We start from the raw sequence: 18,855 nt of genomic DNA, 5'->3' as shown, positions 1-18,855 counted from the left end.
GTCCTTTATTTTCTCACTCTATTTGCCTGCGTCTTGAATTTGATCGCGCTTTCGGCTATACTCTACCGCCTTTTCACTTATGGCATCACACCCAATAAACTGGCAGTAACCGGAATGAATCTGATAGTATTCGCCAACCTGATCACGATCGGTATCAATCTATTCCAAATCCAGATATCAAAACGAGATCCGCTATCTATCTCTCGCAACATCACCAGATTTCTACCTCTCTATGGGGTATGGACATTTATAGTAGTGATTGTCTTTCCCATAATTTTTTAAATAGATCACTATCTGCCATCACCCCATTTTATAGGTACTATACGACCGATAAGCCCTATATCTCCCACAACAACTTAGCACGTAGTGACATTATATTGTTAGATAGTGCTAATTTGCTCAGGCATTAAGCAGTCTATGGGGTTGTTGAAAAGCTGTAAGATGCTTATACAATGGCTTGTTTGGTGCTGTGGGACAAATTTGCCTATATATTACATAATTTGTTCATCTTAACAAAATATGTTTCATGAAGATAAGTATGTAACTTCAAAATTTCTACTTAATAGCAGGCGAGAAGGAAGAAGCCACGGATTACACGGATATTCACGGATAAGGGGTGTGTATTTGTGGGAACTACGAGCACCAGCTCGTAGCTTTTAAATTTCTACGAGCTGGTGCTCGTAGTTCCAGGGATAAAAAAAAGCCGGTAGGTACCGGCTTTTTTATTTATTGAAATATTATTATAACATTATTTAACTGAACTGATGGTGATGGCAGATGCAGGGCGATCATTAGCTTCGCATCTTGGTGAAGTTACAGTAATTTCAGCATTTTTGGCATTGGTGATTTTATCCTGATCAGCATTTGGGTTTTTGGATGCACGGAAGCCATCATAATTATAGGTATATACATCATCAGTGCCCATATTAATATTAAAGAAAGTGAACTCATCTTCCCAGTCATCCACAACCTTGAGATCCCATTCCATATCAGAAGTACAGGTCCAGGTATAAAATTCTCCAGGATCAATATAGAACATGAGATCATTTGTTCCCCAGGTGGTTTCGGTGGAAGGAGAAAGATATACTTCCTCGATCACAAATGATGTGGAAGTATTATTTATCCTGAAACAGCCGGCATCTGGATAAATATCCAGTCTGGAATAATCATCTTCAACGACAGTGATATTAATTTCTCCAGCAAAAAGAGTATAACCATTATACTCAATAAATTTATTAACAGCAAGACCGGGAGGGTCATAGAATTTAGTGAGATCACTCCAGGCAGGGATAATTTCTGGAAGTCCGAAATCTATACTTACCCACATTTCATCACTTTGACTATAGCTTTCAATATCCAGGCATCCATATTCATTATCGATCTGAACAAAGGCAGTGGTAGCGATGCTGAGATCAGCATAAATGGAAGAGATCACATCAACTTCTTCAGAATTGATCACGTGTCTGTAATCAATAATAGCTCTGCCACCATTAACATTAAGTCCAGCTGTTCCGTCTTCAACAGTAACAATTTTGGAACCATTGGCAGGAATAGTGTCCTGTAGATATGAACTGCTGCCAGAATTGTAAATATACACTTTGGCAGGGTTATTAGAAAGGTTTGATATCTGGATATCAGCTGTATCCTTATCATTATCTTCATCATCAGTTTCACAGGCAAAGAAAAACATTGCCAAAAGGGCAATCAGTATAAGTTTAAGTATATTTTTCATTGATCCTCCGTATTTTTACTTTAATTAATGCAATATCCCATTGAGGTTAAAATGTGTCAAATTATTTGAGAAATATGATTTCATCTAGGTGGATGGCAAAGTTATGGGTGATTGACGGATTATTGATATAATTATCATATTTGACAAATAATTTATGGACAATATCTGGAAGATATTAAGTTTTGATTTTTCACTAAAAAAAACGTGATAGAAGGCATTATGGATAAAAGAGATATGCTGATAGAACTGGGAGTAGAGGAAATCCCTGCGGGTTATATAGAGCCTGCGATGGAGAAGTTTTGCTCCAGTATAGAAGCCAGTTTAAAGAAAGCTGGGCTGGGATATAATAAAGTAGAAAGATATAGTACGCCTCGTAGGCTGGCATTGTGCATTCGCGATCTGGAGAGTGAACAGCAGGATAAAGTGATAGAGCGAGTGGGACCAGCAGTGAAAATAGCATTTGACAGTGAAGGAAATCTAACAAAGGCAGCATTGGGATTTGTGAGAGGTGCGGGAGCGAATGAACAGGATATATTTCAGGTATCCAGTCCCAAAGGTGATAAAATAGCTGTACGCATAGAGAAAAAGGGACAGACTACCGAGGAGCTTTTACCATCAGTTATTACTGAAGCAGTGGAGAGTATAACATTTCCCAAAACCATGCGTTGGGGCAGTAGCAGGATGTGGTTTGCCAGACCAGTAAGATGGCTGATAAGTATTTATGGTGATAAATTAATAGAAATAAATATCAATGGGATAGACTCAGGCAGGATAAGTTATGGAAACAGAAATAAAAAACTGGTGAATCCGGTAGAAATCTCCGCTAGTGATGATTATCTGGCAAAGCTGAGAAAAGTGGATGTGATAGCTGATCGCGATGAGCGCAGATCATTGATAGCAGAGCAGATGGCAGCAATCGAGAAGAAGAACTGTCTGGAAGTTATCAAAGATGACAGATTGCTGGAAGAAGTAACAAATCTGGTGGAATATCCCACAGCAACGCTGGGAAGTTTTGCAGAGAAATATTTGAGATTGCCTGAAAAAATAATAATATCTACCCTGAGTCAAAACCAGAAATGTTTTGCTTTGCGCGGGTCAGATGGCAAATTAGCTAACCGGTTTATATTTACAAATAATTCAGATAAAAATAGTGAATCCTTAATCCGGCGCGGAAATGAGAAGGTGATAAGTGCCAGACTTGCAGATGCAGAATTTTACTATGAGGAAGATACCAAAGAAAAGCTGGAATTCTATGTGGATAAGCTTACAGAGGTATTATTTCAGAAGGATTTAGGGAATCTTTTGGAAAAGACAAAGCGGATTGCAGCTTTAAGTGAATATATATGTGAAGAGCTGCAAATAGATAAGGGAAGGAAATCAGATGTACTGCGAACTGCCCTTTTATGCAAGGCAGACTTAGTGACGCAAATGCTGGGTGAGAAGGAATTTACTAAATTACAAGGTTACATCGGGATGAAATACGCTATCAAGAGTGGAGAAAACCAGCAAGTGGCTGCCGGAATATATGAACATTATCAACCAAAGGGTCAAAATGATGGATTTCCTGAGACAGAAACGGGAACTATTGTGGCAATAGCAGATAAACTTGATACTGTTTGCGGGATAATGGGAGTGGACATGCTTCCCACGGGTTCCAATGATCCCTTTGCCTTGCGAAGAGCAGCTAATGGGATAGTTAGCATTCTGGCAGATAAGGGAATAGAGCTTAATCTGGAGAAGGCGATAGATAAGAGCTTTGAACTACTGGCAGACAAGCTGAAAGAGCCAGATCATAATCTAATAATAGTTCAGGACTTTTTTAACCAGAGAGTAAACTGGTTATTGAAACAGAATGGAATTGGCTATGATGTGATCGAAAGTGTGATGCATGTGGGCAGGGAAAATATTCCTGATCTCTTAGTCAGGGCAAAGGAAGTGGAAAGTTTTCGGCAAAGAGATGATTTCATCAGGCTGGTATTGGGATTTAAACGAGTATCAAATATCATTGGTGAACAATCAGATTTTGGTAAGGTAAAGGAAGAACTCTTTGCAGACACAGCGGAGAAACAATTATTTAAGGAATACCTGATACTGGCAGAAGAATTATCTGAGTTAGCCGGAAATTATGATAAAATGATGGAGAAATTGGTACATTTTAGTGAATACATTAACAGATTTTTTGACGAAGTGCTGGTAAATGTGGAAGATCAGGGAGTCAGGAAGAACAGATATAATCTATTGAGCAAGATCCGAGAGGAATTTTTACGGGTAGCAGATCTGGCTTTGATCGTAGTAGAAGAAAAATAGAAAAATAAATAGAGGACAATTATGGAGATATTGAAAGAGTTTAGAGAAAAGGCTAAAGCAATCGGTGGGAGAGTGATCTTGCCGGAATCGCATGATGTGCGGATTTTGAAAGCTGCGCAAGAGATCACTAAACAAGGATTGGCGGAAATAGTCTTAGTTGGTAAACCTGATGAGATCAGGACTTATGCCAAGCTGGAAGGTTTGGATGTGAGTGGCATTGAAATTGTGGATCCTGGCTCATATCATGAAATAGAAGCCTTTGCAGATTATTATTATGCCAAGCGGAAGAAAAAGGGAATCAGCTACGATGAAGCGTTGATGACAGTTACTAAACCCTTATATTTTGGCGCCATGATGGTGAAATTTGGTAAAGTAGACGGCATGGTGGCAGGAGCAGCAAATACAACCGGCAGTGTGATCAAGGCAGGTTTACGGGTTGTGGGAATAACCCCGGGTTTAAATACTGTATCCAGTGCATTGATCATGGTTGTGCCGGATTTTCAGGGGAAAGAGTCAATCTTTTTGTTTTCAGATTGTGCAGTGGTACCAGTACCTACAGCAGAGCAATTGGCAGATATTGCGATCGAAACTGCTCATACCGGGCGACAATTGCTGGGAATGGATCCTAAAGTGACTTTATTGAGTTTTTCCACTTTAGGCAGTGCTGAGCATGAAAGGGTAAACAAAGTTCGCAGAGCCAAGAAGCTTCTTGAAGATCGCAACGTAGATTTTGATTTTGATGGTGAATTGCAGCTTGATGCAGCTATCGTGCCTATGGTAGCTGAGCGAAAAGCACCTGACAGCCCTGTTGCCGGAAGATCAAATATCTTGATTTTCCCGGAAATACAAAGTGGCAATATCGGCTGTAAATTAGTTGAGCATTTTGCCAAAGCACAAATGATAGGACCCATAATCCAGGGACTTGCAGCCCCAATCTGTGACCTTTCGCGAGGTTGCGAATGGGAAGATGTGGTTAATACCACAGCATTAGTAATTCTTTTAGCCCAAAATCAAGGAGAAGAGAAATGAAAAAAAGATTATCTCATCGCGCAAGGTGTATGCAGCCATCTCCAACTTTAAAAGTATCTGCATTAGCTAAAAAGATGATAAAGGATGGAATTGAAGTAATTAATTTTGGAGTAGGTGAACCTGATTTTAATACTCCAGAATATATTAAAATAGCAGCAAAGCAGGCAATAGATGATAATTATACCAGATATACGCCCAGTGCAGGAATAATAGAATTAAAAGAAGCAATTATCAGGAAATTCAAGCGTGATAATGGCTTGGAATATGAACCCAAAAATATTCTGGTGAGCCCTGGAGCAAAAGCTTCTCTGATCAATGTACTAATGACAATCTGTGACCCCCGGGATGAAGTCATCATCCCGACACCAAGCTGGGTCAGCTATGAAAGCCAGGTATGGTTATGTGATGCACATCCGGAAATACTGGAAGCCAGTATGGCAAATAATTTTAAAATAACTGCTGAGCAGCTTTCAGCACGGATCAAGAAATTAAGCAATCCAAAGGTATTGATCCTTAATAGTCCCAATAATCCAACAGGAATGGTTTATACCCGCTCAGAACTCGAGGCAATTGGTGAAGTATGTCTGGAAAATGAGATACTCATACTCTCAGATGAAATCTACGAAAAGCTGATCTATGATGGTACTGAGCACGTCTCAATAGCCTCATTATCACCTGAATTAAAGAAAAATACTGTGGTAGTGAATGGAGTATCCAAAGCATATGCCATGACCGGCTGGCGGCTGGGATATATGGCGGGACCAGAGGAGATAGTTAGTAAAGCGAGTGAGATTCAAAGCCATACAACATCTTGCGTAAATTCTATAACCCAGCGAGCCTGTGTGACTGCTTTAGATGAAGATGATGGAAGTGTGGAATATATGCGGAAGGAATTTTCCCAACGACGAGATTATATGTTTAAGGGATTAAATGAAATTCCCGAAGTGCATTGCATGAAACCACAAGGGGCATTTTATATAATGGCAGATGTGAGCTGGTATCTGAAAAAAAATCAGCGAGGTATCAATACCAGTGAAGAACTATGCAGTTATCTTTTGAGTACGTATCATCTGGCATTAGTTGCAGGTAGTGCTTTTCAGGCTGAAGGCTTTGTGCGATTTTCCTATGCCAATAGTGTAGATAATATTCGTCGTGGAATTGAGTGGTTTGGTGAAGGTCTACGTTCACTGATAAGTCAGGACTAATGAAAGTATTTCGGGAAGAAATAGAGCGAAGAAAGGCAGAACGACGCAGTAAGCGAGCATCAACCTGGGGTGGTTTATTATTCAAGCTGGCGATTTTTATCCTTCTAATATTATTAATTCGTTTTATAATCAGTCCAAATGGCAGAAATTTTGGTGAGTACTGGCGAAATACAATTCAAACCGAGAGTCAAGAACAACAAAAAGAATAAAGATAGTGTAAAGATGATTAAGACAGGCAAAAAAATTAAATTGACATTATACTTTACAAAGTTTTTTTGTGTAATGAATGAAATCCAATAACTAAGGGGGATTTTGATGAAGAAGAAGATATTGTTTATATTTATATTCACTGTTTTCATCGGTCTGATGTTAAATGCGGGAACTACAGGACAATTAGCAGGAAAGGTGCGAGACGAACAAGGTAGACCAGCACCGGCAAATATTATTCTGGAGGGTACGCAGATTGGCGCAGCAGCAAAAGACAACGGTCAATATATAATCATAAACATACCTCCCGGGACTTATAATGTAAAATGCCTTTCAATGGGTTTTGGTACTCAATTGGTTGAAGGAGTTAAGATCGGAATCGATGAGACAACGACCTTGAATTTCACATTGAGCAAAGATGCATTAGCTCTGGAAGGTGTAACGATTATTGAAGCAAAGAATCAGGGAGTGAAAAGAGATCGCTCTGGTTCTTCATCAACAGTAACTTCGGATACAATCGAAGAAATAGCTGCAGAGAGTATTGAAGATATCGTAGCGATCCAGGCAGGTGCTGTAAATACCGGTGGAGAGCTTCACGTTCGTGGTGGTAGAGCGAATGAGGTAGTTTATACTGTAGATGGGATGAGCGTCTCAGATCCAGTTGATGGAGGTTCTGCCTTGACTTTAGATCAGGATGCAATTGCAGATATGAGCGTGATGACTGGTGGATTTACCGCTGAATACGGTAATGCTCAGTCTGGAATTGTAAATATCGTAACCAAGAGTGGTGGAGAGAATTACAGTGGTAAGCTGGAAATTAATACTGATCATTTATTAGGTTTGAAAGAATTAACTTTTGATCTGTTGTCTGAAAAACTGAATTTTGACAATCCTTCTAATGAAGATGAATTAAAATTTGCCCTTGGTGGACCTGTACTAGGTGACCTGGGACCCAACCTTCGAAACGATTTAACCTTTTTCTTAAACGGTGCAATTAAATTTACTGATGGTAGATACAGAGATTATTATTCCACTGACCCTAACGATGATATACCAAACCTTAGTGGTGAATGGTCCAGTTATAATCCATACCATGATGAAAACTGGTTAATGGATTTTGATGATATTGTTTTAGATGAGCGAAATTATAATTACTATAATGCAAATTTAAAGGTTAAATACCAGTTAAATCCTCGTCAGAATATTACTTTTGCCATGCGTGGGGATACCAGCAACAGTACTCCATACAGTCATGCCTGGAGATATGCACTTGAGCATTATCTGGAGTATGAACAGTTGCAGAACCAGTATATTGTCACCTATGATCACATGTTCAATTCACAAATGAATTTAAAAATAAAGGGATCATATTACCAAAAGAGCTATACTCTTCAGCCTAAGGATATTGATAGAGATGATTATTATACAATGATGGATAGTTCAGAATGGGATATTTATTATATGGATTCCAATGGTCGTAATACCAGCGGAATATATTTTCTGGATGAGAACGGTAATGGTGTAATAGGAGAAGGAGAAGTATATAACTGGCAGTACTTTAGTGATGGTAATGAATACCCGGTAGGCTCATTTGTAACTCCTGGAGCCATTTATGGAACTTATCAGGATGATTCCAGTGAGCAAATGACTTTAAGAACTGATTTTGAGTATCAGGTTAATACAATTCATGGTTTTAAATCAGGTTTTGAATTGATCAAACATCATATTGAAAAAGACAGGTTGTATAATCCCTGGATAATAGACCCATATCGCTATGATGAATATCTGGCAAGTCGTATTGCAATAGAGCATTATGATGCTGGTGACAGTTTGGATACAAATGGTGATGGGATAATGGATCTGGAATTATCAGAAGATACTGATTTTTATTCACAACAGGATAATTTTGATGCAATAGTTGCTGCATCGGGAACTACTGATGGTTACAGGGCAGATCCCTGGCAGGCAGCTTATTATCTTCAGGACAAGATGGAATGGGAAGGTATGATAGTAAATGCCGGAGTCCGGTTAGATTTCTGGTATCTGGGTGAAAGCTATGAGATATTAAAGGAAGATGGATCATATCGCGAACGTGACTTTGACAATGATGAGAAATTCCAGATGATGGTTTCTCCACGTCTTGGCGTATCTCACCCAATTGTTGAGGGTTCAGTGCTGCATTTTGCTTATAATTATCAAAATCAATTACCTCAGATGCAGTATATATTTACTACAGTGGATTCCACTGATGCCTATACAAGTGATTCCAATGTAGTAGTTGGTAATCCTTCACTGGAACCACAGATCACAGTAACATACGAGGTGGGATTACAACAGCAGTTGACAGAAGATATAATGATGGATTTAACAGCTTATTACAAAAATATATATAATTATGTAAGTACACGTAAAGTAGAAAAGGAAGGCGATGAGACAGTTTACTGGTACGAATATTATTCAGAGGATTACGGCTCTGCAAAAGGGATTGATCTTAATTTGAGCAAGCAATTATCTAATTTCATTTCGGGATCAGCTTCGTACTCATTATCATGGGCAAATGGAAACAATTCCAGTACTGTAGTTCAGGATGAGACTACTAATCTTCGCGAATTTCCACTGGATTGGGATACACGACACAATTTCAATTTCAATATGGGATTCAGGATTCAAAATGATGAGGAATTCTATCTGCCTTTTATTAATGTACGTGTACCATTTGATGATTTCTCAATGAATTTCCTCTATAATATTGCTTCCGGATCACCATATACAGGCGTAAATGATGAAGATACTTCTGATGATATCAATAGTTCAAATAAGCCTTATACATCAAATGCAAATTTGACAATTTACAAGAAATTTTCTTTTAGTAAAAAATCATCAGTCAAGTTTTACCTAACGATCAGTAACCTGTTCGATAAGATTAATTATTATGGTGTATTTCCAAGAACTGGCAGACCGAATGATGACGGATTATATGAACCAAATCCTAATGGTGATGGTTATATAGATGATAATGGTGACTATGTTTCAGAAGAGACATATCTAATTCATCAGATGGGCATAGATGACCCGTCAAGAGCCAGCGAAGGCAGAACATATAGTATTGGTTTCACCTTTAACTGGTAAAAAAAGAGAATAATATTTAGGAGGATATAATGAAGAAAAGGTTTTTGAATCTCTTCATGATGGTAACAATCTTAACATTACTTTTCGGAGTGAGTCTTTATGCCCAGGATGTAGAGAATAATGCAACAGGAATAACAGAAACTACATCAGCAGCAAATGAGGAGATGATGTTTGATGAATCTCCCCAGGTAGGTGGATTTGAAGCATTTGCCAGAAGTCTGGTTGGAAGCGGATTTGTAGATCTGTTCCTTGATGGTGGATTCGCCATGTGGCCGATTCTGGTTCTTCTTATATGGGCAATAGCAGTTATAATATATAAGATTATTGCCTTATCATATGCCAGAATCAATATTAATGCCTTATTTGATAAAATTATACCTTTACTTAAGGAAAAAAAGTACCAGGATGCAGCAAATGTGTGCGCTAAAACCAAGGGACCAGTAGCAGCTATAATCCATGCAGGTCTATTGAAAGCAGATCGCGGAGTGGATGCTGTTGAAAAGGCTATGGAAAGCGCAGGAACCATCGAGATGGCATTTCTGGAAAAGGGTTTTGTACCAATGTCCACAGTTATTAATCTGGCACCGATGCTGGGATTCTTTGGAACTCTTGTGGGCATGATCCAGGCATTTGATGCTATTGCCAAAGCTGGTGAAGTGGATCCTACTATTGTGGCAAGTGGTATTAATGTAGCTTTGATTACTTCTGCTGCCGGATTGGCAGTGGCAATCCCTGTACAGTTTTTTAATAATCTACTTCTTGGTAATGTAGATGGTATAGTTCTTGATATGCAGAGAGGTTCAGAGAAGGTTGTGGAAACCCTGATTGAGAATTAACAGGGGGTGCAAAGATGAAATTAGGCAGGAAAAGAAAGAATCTGGGTGGTATTCCGACAACATCTACGTCTGATATATCATTCCTGCTTCTGGTTTTCTTCTTATCAACCACTACCTTTGATATCAAAAAGGGATTAGGTCTGGTGTTACCTCCAGCGAGCGATCCGACCCAGCAAAAGGCAAAGATCAAAGATGAAAATCTCACCAAGGTCTGGATCAATAAAGACGGACTGGTAGCTGTAAACGAAGAAGAAGTCCCTCTGGAAGACCTTGAGAAAGTAATTCGGAATAAAGTAAAGGGTAACCCTGATATGGTTATCTCTTTAAAAACTGATAGAAAAAGCAATTATGATTACATGGTAAGGGTTCTTGACCTTTTACAGGCAGCGGGAGCAGAAAAAATCTCGTTATCCACTAACTAGGAAGGTATTATGGCAAAAGTTAGACGTAATGCAAAACCTGAGACACAGATACCTACAACATCCATGGGAGATATCTCATTTCTCTTGCTGTTATTTTTTATGGTAAGTACGGTATTTGTAAAAGAGAAAGGTTTAGATGTGATCCTGCCAAAAGCAAAAGAAATCCAAAAGATTCCTCGCAAACATGCTACTACTATCTATGTGAACCGCACGGGAACTATTACGATTGATGATTATGCTGTGGAAATTCCCCAGGTGAGTGTGATAATGCAGCAGAAACTGGCAGAAGATATCAATACCATAACCTGTTTCCGGACAGATAAAGATACAAACTACGGTATCATGTCAGATATATTAAATCAACTCAAGGATGCGAATGCTCTGCGGGTACAATTTGAAGCTAAACTGAAGAGGTAACGGATATGGAAAGAAAATATCAGGATTGGAAAGACGTAGCCAACAGCTACTATGACAAAGCTTTCAGTTTAGCTATATTATTAATTTTATTTGCCTTTCTGGTATCACCAAATATTGAAATCAAAGCATATAAAGCAGAGGTGAAAACTACTGAAGCTATTGAGATCCCACCAGAGATCAAAGAGAAGATCAAACCACCGGAGACACAAATTAAACCACAGATCCAGATCGTGATCGATGATCAATTATCAGATGATGATGATGATGATGAATTGATGGAACTGGATACTATAGATAAGACAACTTTAGATCCGTATGAAGAGATCGCAAAACCTGATGGCTGGAATACTACACCTAAAGAATTCATATATTACGATGAACCCCCCAAAAAGTTGAATGAAGCGCCACTGAGATATCCCAAATTTGCCAAAGAAGCAAATATCCAGGGTACAGTAATATTGGAACTGGAAGTGCTCCGTAGCGGTAAAATTGGGGCAATAGATGTAAAAAAATCAGTTTTACCCGGACCAGGCGGTCTGGATGAAGCTGCTATTGAATATGCACGTCAACTGGAATTTGAACCAGCAAAGACGAATGGTAAAGCCATTGCTGTCTGGGTAACATTTCCCGTGAACTTCTATTTAGAAAATTAAGACAATGGAGGAAAGATATATGAATTTACTGAGAACCAGGATATTTGTAATTTGCCTCATTTTGCTAATAGCTTTTGGCGTATTATATGCCAAAGCCCTGGTAGAACCTGCTTCTGGAAAGAAGCTCGATCTTGTCCGTTACCACAATGTTGGAAATATCTGGTTACGTATCAGTAACTATGGTTTTTTTGGTTCTGGTGGAGACATCACCCCTGAGTGGCCTTCACTCGAGTATCCGGGTGGTAGCGGCATAGATTATCTCTATCGTGGAGCACTATGGTTTGGAGCAAAGAAAATTAGACGAAACGGTTTGGGACAGAAGCTGTATTGGGCAGAAGATCCTGAAGATGAAAATGACGTAATCCCTGAAGGTTCTGATGAATGGACAGAGGATCTGGAACTGGTAATTGATACTTTAGTGACAGTAGGTTTTGATGGAGACCTTGATCTAAAGGAATTTCTACCGGCATATAATCCGCTGGAAACTTCTCCATTGGGGCAGATGTATAATGATTATAACAGTGAAGACGTTGTAGCGACCACTTCAATCAGAAAGCAGCGTCGTGGTGAAGATGATGATGGTGATGGACGGATTGATGAAGATCCCGTTGGCTTTGCTTTCCCATTTAGAGTTGCTGATGAATTACCAATTGCCTTTTCAGGTTACGGAGGAATGTATCTTCACGAATTGAATCCTATAGAGTTTGGACCAGTAATAAATAATGAAGAAATCTGGTTCCCACTGGGTTTTGTTGATCTTTCTCAGGATCCCAGTAATGATGTATTCTGCTTTACAAAAGCACATGATGATGATGGCGATGGCTTACTTGATGAAGATGGATATCCGGTATCAGAGCAGGATTTTATTGCCTATTATTATGACTATAGTCCTTTTGGTACATCTACTGAACGTGACTGGGGAGACAGCAAGGGTTCATCTGATCATTTTCCACTGAAAGTAAGAGTAAGACAGCTTAGTTACCAGTGGAGTTATGAACATATAAAAAATCTGGTTTATGTGGAATTTGATATTACTAATATGAATTTTACCAGTACCTATGAGGATACATTATTTGATTGTGCCATGGGTGTTTATATGGATTCTGATGTGGGACCTCAAGCCTGGGATAATGTGCATTCTGATGATTACAGTTCCTACGTGGCTGGACCTGGATATGAATTTGCCTACACCAAAGATTTTGATGGTGATAATGGTCTTACAACCGGTTTGATCGGTTCAAGAGTTTGTACTCCTGATCCTGATATTCTGGAATTTGCCTGCTGGACATGGGATGTTGGTGATGGCCCTGATGATTCAGATCCTTTAGATATTAATCCTACTACAACAGCAAATGAGAAATACTGGTTATTAACTAATATAAACCCTAATGATGATAAATATACTTCTCTAAGAGATCAGCCCAATGCTCAGGAAGCATCTGGTGGATTGGATACACGTTATTTGTTTGGATTTTATGGTGCTCTGCCAGATACTCCTGAATATAATGAGACAGATGATGAAGGAAACTACTACAAACGCTGGAATCTGGCACCTGGTAAAACAATGAAGATTGTTGTGGCAGTATTTCCTGGAGATTCCCGACTTGATCTGATGCAGACATCAATTCATGCCAAGGATACTTATGGACAGGCACAGGATTTGATAACTGTTACTCAACCAGATACATTTATTCATTATATTCCGCCGGAACCACCAGAGATTCCTATGATGTTTGGTGAATTATCAGAGACCGGAAATTCAATTAATGTATATTGGGATAACCGCTCTGAAATTGATAATATAGATACAAAAACAATTAAAATTCAGCAGATTGGCTGGCAGGTAGAAGATACACTCTCAACTCTTAATAGCTATATGACCGTCTGGGAAAATGATCCTCAATTTAGAGAAGATTGTCCTCATGAATTTGCTCCTTATGTTTGGGATGAAGACCTGGAAGCTTATACAGATATAGAAGCAAATCGCAATATTAATGCCTATCTGAATCCCTGGACAGGTTACAGGCTTCGTCATGATTTCCAGGGCTATTCACTCTGGGGAAGATCAGGAAGTGGTTCTCAGGAATACTGGATGCAGAAAGGACGCTGGGATAAGTTTGAAACTGATCAGGATTATGAAGACTATATGGTAAATTATAGTACTGAATTTTTCCTGGATTTTGGTGGAGACCTGGGTATTGATAAAGGACTCCCTGATGCTCATCAAATTACTGAAGCAGATACAAGTTATTATCATTTTAATGAGCTATATGACCTTATTCCTTATACCATAGATGATTTTAATGATGGTATAACTGTTTATGGTGCACCTTTGTATAATTATCAGATGGATGCAGCAACAGCAGCTACTGAGGCAGTAGGCAAATCATTTAATGATCAGGCATTATTATTTAAACATCCTGATGTCAGTGACGATGTATATCTTGAACTCTATGATGACAGGTTAATTCCAATCTCAAATCACCTTGGTCAATCAAATATAGATGATGAAGTAAAAATCGCAAAGCTGCGAAAAGATAGACTTGCCCGTCGTTATTATACTGAAACTATCAATCATCCACCCAAAGGCATTGAATATTACGTGGCAGTATCATCCTGGGATAGAGGTATGCCTTCATTGGATATACCTGTACTGGAATCTGCCAGAGATGCTGATGCAAACATGAAGATATTCTTCCCTGGACCCGCTTCTAATAGTGCTATGGATAATATTTATGTAGTACCGAATCCTTATATAGGTTTCAGCAAGTTTGATGGCAAGTATGATACAGATAATAAAGGTGATAAGAGTCGCAGGTTATGGTTTGTTAATCTTCCAGAAAGATGCACGATCAAGATATGGACTCTGGCAGGAGACCTGGTTGATCAATTGGAGCATAATGGTAACGAGAATTACGAAGATATCCTGACAGTATCCAAAGCTGCTAATGAAGCTCAGGCTGCTGGTGGAATTCATGCCTGGAATCTTTTATCAAGGCATAATCAGATCATTGCCCCAGGTGTTTATCTATTCTCAGTAAAAGACAAAGATTCCGGCGATAAGAAAGTCGGCAAGTTTGTCATAATAAAGTAGGGGGTGAATCATGAAAAAGAAATTATTAATAATCACATTGGTAGTATTATTACCCCTGCTCCTGGCAGCGGATATTTTCCCAAAATCTGCAACTGCGGGAGTTCAATTCCTGAAATTAGGAATTGATGCTCGTGCTATTGGAATGGGAGAGGCCTATACTGCCGTAACTAATGACATCTCATCAGTTTACTGGAATCCTGCAGGACTTGCATTGAGCACACAAAATCAGGTATTCTATTCTCACACCGAATGGGTAGCAGACATTCAGCATGAATATTTTGCCGCTTCCCGTTACTATGATTTTGGTGTTCTGGCATTTAGTATGTCATATTTGCACATGCCAGAAATGGAAGTGACTACTGAGGAGCAATTTGGACCTACTGGCGAAATGTTTAATTGCTATGATCTGGCAGCAGGACTTTCCTATGCTAACCAGTTCACAGATAAGTTTTCTTTTGGTTTTACAGTAAAATATATCAGAGAAGAACTTGATGAATATGTTGCCACTGGTTTATATGATTGGGGCTCTTTTGCCTTTGATCTGGGAACTCTTTATAATACTGGTTGGAATAATATTACTATTGGTATGGCTATGAGGAATTTTGGACCGGACATGGAATTTGACGTCGATGAAGATGGTGATGGTCAATATGACGAGGACGTTTTTGACCTGCTGGATAATGACGGTGATGGCTTAATCGATGAAGATAGAGATGAGATGCCTTTCAAATTACCAATGAATTTTTCTTTAGCTATTGCTGGTGATGTTTTCCGCAATCCGGATGAAAGTTCATATCTGCTTGCTTCTTTGCAGTTAGATAGTTATGTTGACCGCCAGGAAACTTATAATCTTGGAGCTGAATATAAAATCGGGAAATTCTTCCTGAGAAGTGGATATCAGTTTGAATATGATGCTGCCGGTTTCAGTTGTGGAATGGGATTCATCATTCCCACCAGTTCATTCATCATTATGCTCGATTACTCATATTCTGATTTCGGAGATTTGACCGAATCATTTATCGAAACGCCACAGCGTTTCACTATAAAATTGTTATATTAATTTATCTTAGGAGGACAAATGAAGAAAGTATTATTAATCAGTTTACTTATTATTTTTGTAGTAAGCTTATGGGCAGAATTGATGCCGGTGAAAACGGACAAGTTTACACCAGATCGCTCAGTATCTGCACCTGCTCGAAAAACTATTTCACGTGACGTTCCTGAATGGGAATGGTCGGTAACACCACAGGATCTGTTAACTAATTATGCAGATTACTTCCAGTGCTATAACCAGACTCCGATTGCTCTTCAACCAGAAGATCACGGTGGTGGCGTTTATATCATGTATCGTGTGAAAGATCAAGCTGGAAACAGCGAGATCAGTTACAGTTACATTGATAATATGGGAGTAGTTCAAGCTTCTCAGGGTATTGGTAGCCCAGGTTACTATGCTGATGCAGTAGTACATCAGGAAACTGGAGATGTATTCGGAACCTGGCATTATGCTCTTGATGATGGTACTGACACTTATGATTGTATTGCAATCTATGACCTTTATCATATCATTCAGGGACATGGTCTCTGGAAAGATCCAGTGATCACAGTTCTTGATTCTGACGTTCAAGATGATCTTGATCCTACAGTAGATGATGAATTTATCTGGCCCCAATTGGCTATTGGCCCTTCACCAGTAGCAGGCAAGCAGAGAATTTATTGCGTTGCCAGCAACCATCAGACTGCGGATGGCACAGAAGCTAATCCTTCAGAAAATGTAATGATCATGTATGCTGATTTTGATGAATTAGATTTAAGTGCACAAAGTGATCTGGATTGGAACTACAATACAATTCCAGTTCTGGATACCTGGAATTCTGGTGATCCGTACTGGTATCGTCCTTTCAAATCTTTCTGCGTTATAGATAACCAGCTTATCTTTATGGGTTACAGAGTCGCTGGAGATGCTGCTCCTGACCAGCAGGATAAGATGTTCTGCTTTATCAATGATAATTATGGTGAAGGTGATAACTGGCAGGAATATTATGAGGATTGGGTATATGATGTTGAGAATCCTTCCTGGGAATGGAACGGTATTACATGGCATCTATTTGAAGACAACGTTGCCGGATATCCTACAGATCCACCCACATATACATATCCCTCTGTAAATCAAGATATAATCCATACTGGACATTTTAACCTGGTTCCCACTCATGGTAATACAGCTGTTACCTGGGCTGGTGCTATGGGTCTTACTTTTGACAGCGGTTCAGGTCCAGGTTACTACTGGCCACTGAGATTCATGATCTATCCAAAAACTTTCACCTTTGATCTTGTTAATGAAGAATTCACTCAGGCTGATGTTTATCCTCAGGGTGCTAATCCTGCAGATAGTAATCCCGTATTACCATGGGATCTGGATGAAGATGGTGAAATTGATGAATTTACTCCAGATGATGATCCAAGTCTTCCTCATTATCCTCTTTGGGCAGAAGACTGGCCCATTTTCCATTATGATGAAGATAGTGCTTTCCATTATAATGAATATTATTTAACTACTAATGAAGAAAATGGCTGGATGGCTTACATGTGGGTTGATGGAATGATGGCAAAAGCTGCTAATGAAGGATGGGAAGGTTACGAAGACTGGGTAGCAAAACCAGAAATGGCTATATGTGTTTCCAATGACTGGGGTGCTACATGGAGTGATCCTATCTTTATGAATGCTAATGTAAACAGTGAAACTTATGTTGAAGAACTTGATGGTATGATCCCCTGCTTTGCTTATCCTGGTGACAGAATTGAAGATGATGGTGATGGATATGGTATTCTTCATTTATTCTTCCTCGATGATAATGATTATGGATCATTCCACAGCCAGCAGCATGGTCTTAATAATGGCTCTACATTTGAATATGCTGCAATGCGTATTTATTTTGGTATTGGTGACGATACTGATGAAAATGATCTTGTTTCTGTTCCATTAGAGATCAAAAATTATCCTAATCCTTTCAATCCTACTACTACTATTCAGTTCAGAAATGAAACTGCTGGTAATGTAAGAATTGATGTTTACAACGTAAGAGGCCAGAAGATCAGAACTCTGACAAATGAAACTTATGAAGCTGGTATCAACACAGTAACCTGGAATGGTACTGATGATAATGGCTCAGAAGTTCCTTCTGGAGTTTATTTCTACAAAACAAAGTTTGGAAAATATACTACATCAAAGAAAATGATCCTGATGAAATAATCTGATCATTAATATACTGATAATGCCCTCTATCATCCGATAGAGGGCATTATTTATTTGCTGACCCATCCTGCCTATTAGTCCTAAAATATCATATTTCCAGATAACCAGAATACACCCAGTACCACAACTCAACCCGGCATAACATTTTTATGTCATGCCGGGTTGAGTTGTGGCACTGGGAAGGCAGATTATTGCTGAGAACGATTTTGGAAATAAAGGGATTGACAGTGATTAAGGGTATGAAGATGATTTGTCAGGCACTGAAAAGAGAAGAATCAATATAAGAACCGGGAGTAAGCAATGGAAAATTATGATGGCAGATCAGATCACGAGATGACAGTTGGAGAATGGTTAGGCACGCTGATAATATCATCAATACCATTTGTAGGTATAATTATGTTGCTGATGTGGGCATTTAGTCGCAGCACAAACATATGCAAGGCAAATTGGGCGAAAGCATGGTTAGTATTGCAGGTAATAGGTTACGTGTTCGCAATAATGATGTGGGGAACATTGATCAGTATTTTTCAAATGGGAATATTTGACTAAAACATAGAAAAGCGAGGTAAGG

15 protein-coding genes are annotated in these 18,855 nt (G+C 39.0%); 14 read left to right on the top strand and 1 reads right to left on the bottom strand.

Annotated elements, in window-relative coordinates; translation table 11 throughout:
* The coding region (locus tag RAO94_03825) for a hypothetical protein (GenBank protein MDP8321463.1) at nucleotides 1–282 on the top strand (282 nt) is incomplete at its 5' end.
* A 466-nt stretch (nucleotides 283–748) separates the two neighbouring features.
* Here the strand turns inward: RAO94_03825 and RAO94_03820 are convergent.
* Complete coding sequence (locus RAO94_03820) at nucleotides 749–1,732, bottom strand: hypothetical protein (GenBank protein ID MDP8321462.1); 984 nt, start codon at nucleotides 1,730–1,732, stop codon at nucleotides 749–751.
* A 219-nt stretch (nucleotides 1,733–1,951) separates the two neighbouring features.
* Here RAO94_03820 and glyS point away from each other — a divergent pair, with 219 nt between their 5' ends.
* The 13 genes from glyS to RAO94_03755 all read left to right on the top strand — a co-directional run bounded on the left by glyS (nucleotide 1,952) and on the right by RAO94_03755 (nucleotide 18,833).
* Nucleotides 1,952–4,039 carry a glycine--tRNA ligase subunit beta gene (glyS, locus tag RAO94_03815; protein ID MDP8321461.1) on the top strand — a complete coding sequence of 696 codons (2,088 nt, stop codon included), beginning with the start codon at nucleotides 1,952–1,954 and terminating at the stop codon, nucleotides 4,037–4,039.
* A gap of 21 nt (nucleotides 4,040–4,060) precedes the next feature.
* Nucleotides 4,061–5,068 carry a phosphate acetyltransferase gene (gene pta, locus RAO94_03810; GenBank protein ID MDP8321460.1) on the top strand — a complete coding sequence of 336 codons (1,008 nt, stop codon included), beginning with the start codon at nucleotides 4,061–4,063 and terminating at the stop codon, nucleotides 5,066–5,068.
* Nucleotides 5,065–6,273 carry a pyridoxal phosphate-dependent aminotransferase gene (locus tag RAO94_03805; protein MDP8321459.1) on the top strand — a complete coding sequence of 403 codons (1,209 nt, stop codon included), beginning with the start codon at nucleotides 5,065–5,067 and terminating at the stop codon, nucleotides 6,271–6,273. The genes pta and RAO94_03805 overlap by 4 nt, the downstream gene beginning before the upstream one ends.
* Nucleotides 6,273–6,482, top strand: a complete 210-nt coding sequence (locus RAO94_03800; protein ID MDP8321458.1) for a hypothetical protein — start codon at nucleotides 6,273–6,275, stop codon at nucleotides 6,480–6,482. Before RAO94_03805 ends, RAO94_03800 begins: the two co-directional genes overlap by 1 nt.
* 106 nt (nucleotides 6,483–6,588) lie before the next feature.
* Complete coding sequence (locus RAO94_03795) at nucleotides 6,589–9,609, top strand: carboxypeptidase regulatory-like domain-containing protein (protein MDP8321457.1); 3,021 nt, start codon at nucleotides 6,589–6,591, stop codon at nucleotides 9,607–9,609.
* Nucleotides 9,610–9,638: 29 nt separating this feature from the next.
* A complete protein-coding gene (locus RAO94_03790; protein MDP8321456.1) occupies nucleotides 9,639–10,445 on the top strand; it encodes a MotA/TolQ/ExbB proton channel family protein in 807 nt (268 codons plus the stop codon).
* A gap of 14 nt (nucleotides 10,446–10,459) precedes the next feature.
* Nucleotides 10,460–10,867, top strand: coding sequence for a biopolymer transporter ExbD (locus RAO94_03785; GenBank protein MDP8321455.1), 408 nt, complete (start codon nucleotides 10,460–10,462; stop codon nucleotides 10,865–10,867).
* Nucleotides 10,868–10,876: 9 nt separating this feature from the next.
* Complete coding sequence (locus tag RAO94_03780; GenBank protein MDP8321454.1) at nucleotides 10,877–11,284, top strand: biopolymer transporter ExbD; 408 nt, start codon at nucleotides 10,877–10,879, stop codon at nucleotides 11,282–11,284.
* Nucleotides 11,285–11,289: 5 nt separating this feature from the next.
* Nucleotides 11,290–11,937 carry a TonB family protein gene (locus tag RAO94_03775; GenBank protein MDP8321453.1) on the top strand — a complete coding sequence of 216 codons (648 nt, stop codon included), beginning with the start codon at nucleotides 11,290–11,292 and terminating at the stop codon, nucleotides 11,935–11,937.
* Nucleotides 11,938–11,956: 19 nt separating this feature from the next.
* Nucleotides 11,957–15,031 carry a hypothetical protein gene (locus tag RAO94_03770; protein ID MDP8321452.1) on the top strand — a complete coding sequence of 1,025 codons (3,075 nt, stop codon included), beginning with the start codon at nucleotides 11,957–11,959 and terminating at the stop codon, nucleotides 15,029–15,031.
* A gap of 10 nt (nucleotides 15,032–15,041) precedes the next feature.
* Nucleotides 15,042–16,091 (top strand): PorV/PorQ family protein, encoded by a 1,050-nt coding sequence (locus RAO94_03765; protein MDP8321451.1) that lies wholly within the window; start codon nucleotides 15,042–15,044, stop codon nucleotides 16,089–16,091.
* Nucleotides 16,092–16,109: 18 nt separating this feature from the next.
* Entirely contained in the window at nucleotides 16,110–18,281 is a 2,172-nt protein-coding gene (locus tag RAO94_03760) for a T9SS type A sorting domain-containing protein (protein MDP8321450.1), read from the top strand.
* 303 nt (nucleotides 18,282–18,584) lie between these two features.
* Nucleotides 18,585–18,833: a hypothetical protein gene (locus RAO94_03755; protein MDP8321449.1), complete on the top strand. Its 249-nt coding sequence runs from the start codon at nucleotides 18,585–18,587 to the stop codon at nucleotides 18,831–18,833.
* Nucleotides 18,834–18,855: the final 22 nt, after the last annotated feature.

It is taken from the genome of Candidatus Stygibacter australis, assembly GCA_030765845.1.
Taxonomy (GTDB): Bacteria; Cloacimonadota; Cloacimonadia; order Cloacimonadales; family TCS61; genus Stygibacter; species Stygibacter australis.
Note: the sequence above shows the minus strand (reverse complement) of the source record. Positions and strands in the feature narration are given on the sequence as shown.

Coding starts and splice junctions, on each gene's coding strand:
- RAO94_03820 (MDP8321462.1), bottom strand. CDS start 1,732: ATGAAAAATATACTTAAACTTATACTGATTGCCCTTTTGGCAATGTTT.
- glyS (MDP8321461.1), top strand. CDS start 1,952: ATGGATAAAAGAGATATGCTGATAGAACTGGGAGTAGAGGAAATCCCT.
- pta (MDP8321460.1), top strand. CDS start 4,061: ATGGAGATATTGAAAGAGTTTAGAGAAAAGGCTAAAGCAATCGGTGGG.
- RAO94_03805 (MDP8321459.1), top strand. CDS start 5,065: ATGAAAAAAAGATTATCTCATCGCGCAAGGTGTATGCAGCCATCTCCA.
- RAO94_03800 (MDP8321458.1), top strand. CDS start 6,273: ATGAAAGTATTTCGGGAAGAAATAGAGCGAAGAAAGGCAGAACGACGC.
- RAO94_03795 (MDP8321457.1), top strand. CDS start 6,589: ATGAAGAAGAAGATATTGTTTATATTTATATTCACTGTTTTCATCGGT.
- RAO94_03790 (MDP8321456.1), top strand. CDS start 9,639: ATGAAGAAAAGGTTTTTGAATCTCTTCATGATGGTAACAATCTTAACA.
- RAO94_03785 (MDP8321455.1), top strand. CDS start 10,460: ATGAAATTAGGCAGGAAAAGAAAGAATCTGGGTGGTATTCCGACAACA.
- RAO94_03780 (MDP8321454.1), top strand. CDS start 10,877: ATGGCAAAAGTTAGACGTAATGCAAAACCTGAGACACAGATACCTACA.
- RAO94_03775 (MDP8321453.1), top strand. CDS start 11,290: ATGGAAAGAAAATATCAGGATTGGAAAGACGTAGCCAACAGCTACTAT.
- RAO94_03770 (MDP8321452.1), top strand. CDS start 11,957: ATGAATTTACTGAGAACCAGGATATTTGTAATTTGCCTCATTTTGCTA.
- RAO94_03765 (MDP8321451.1), top strand. CDS start 15,042: ATGAAAAAGAAATTATTAATAATCACATTGGTAGTATTATTACCCCTG.
- RAO94_03760 (MDP8321450.1), top strand. CDS start 16,110: ATGAAGAAAGTATTATTAATCAGTTTACTTATTATTTTTGTAGTAAGC.
- RAO94_03755 (MDP8321449.1), top strand. CDS start 18,585: ATGGAAAATTATGATGGCAGATCAGATCACGAGATGACAGTTGGAGAA.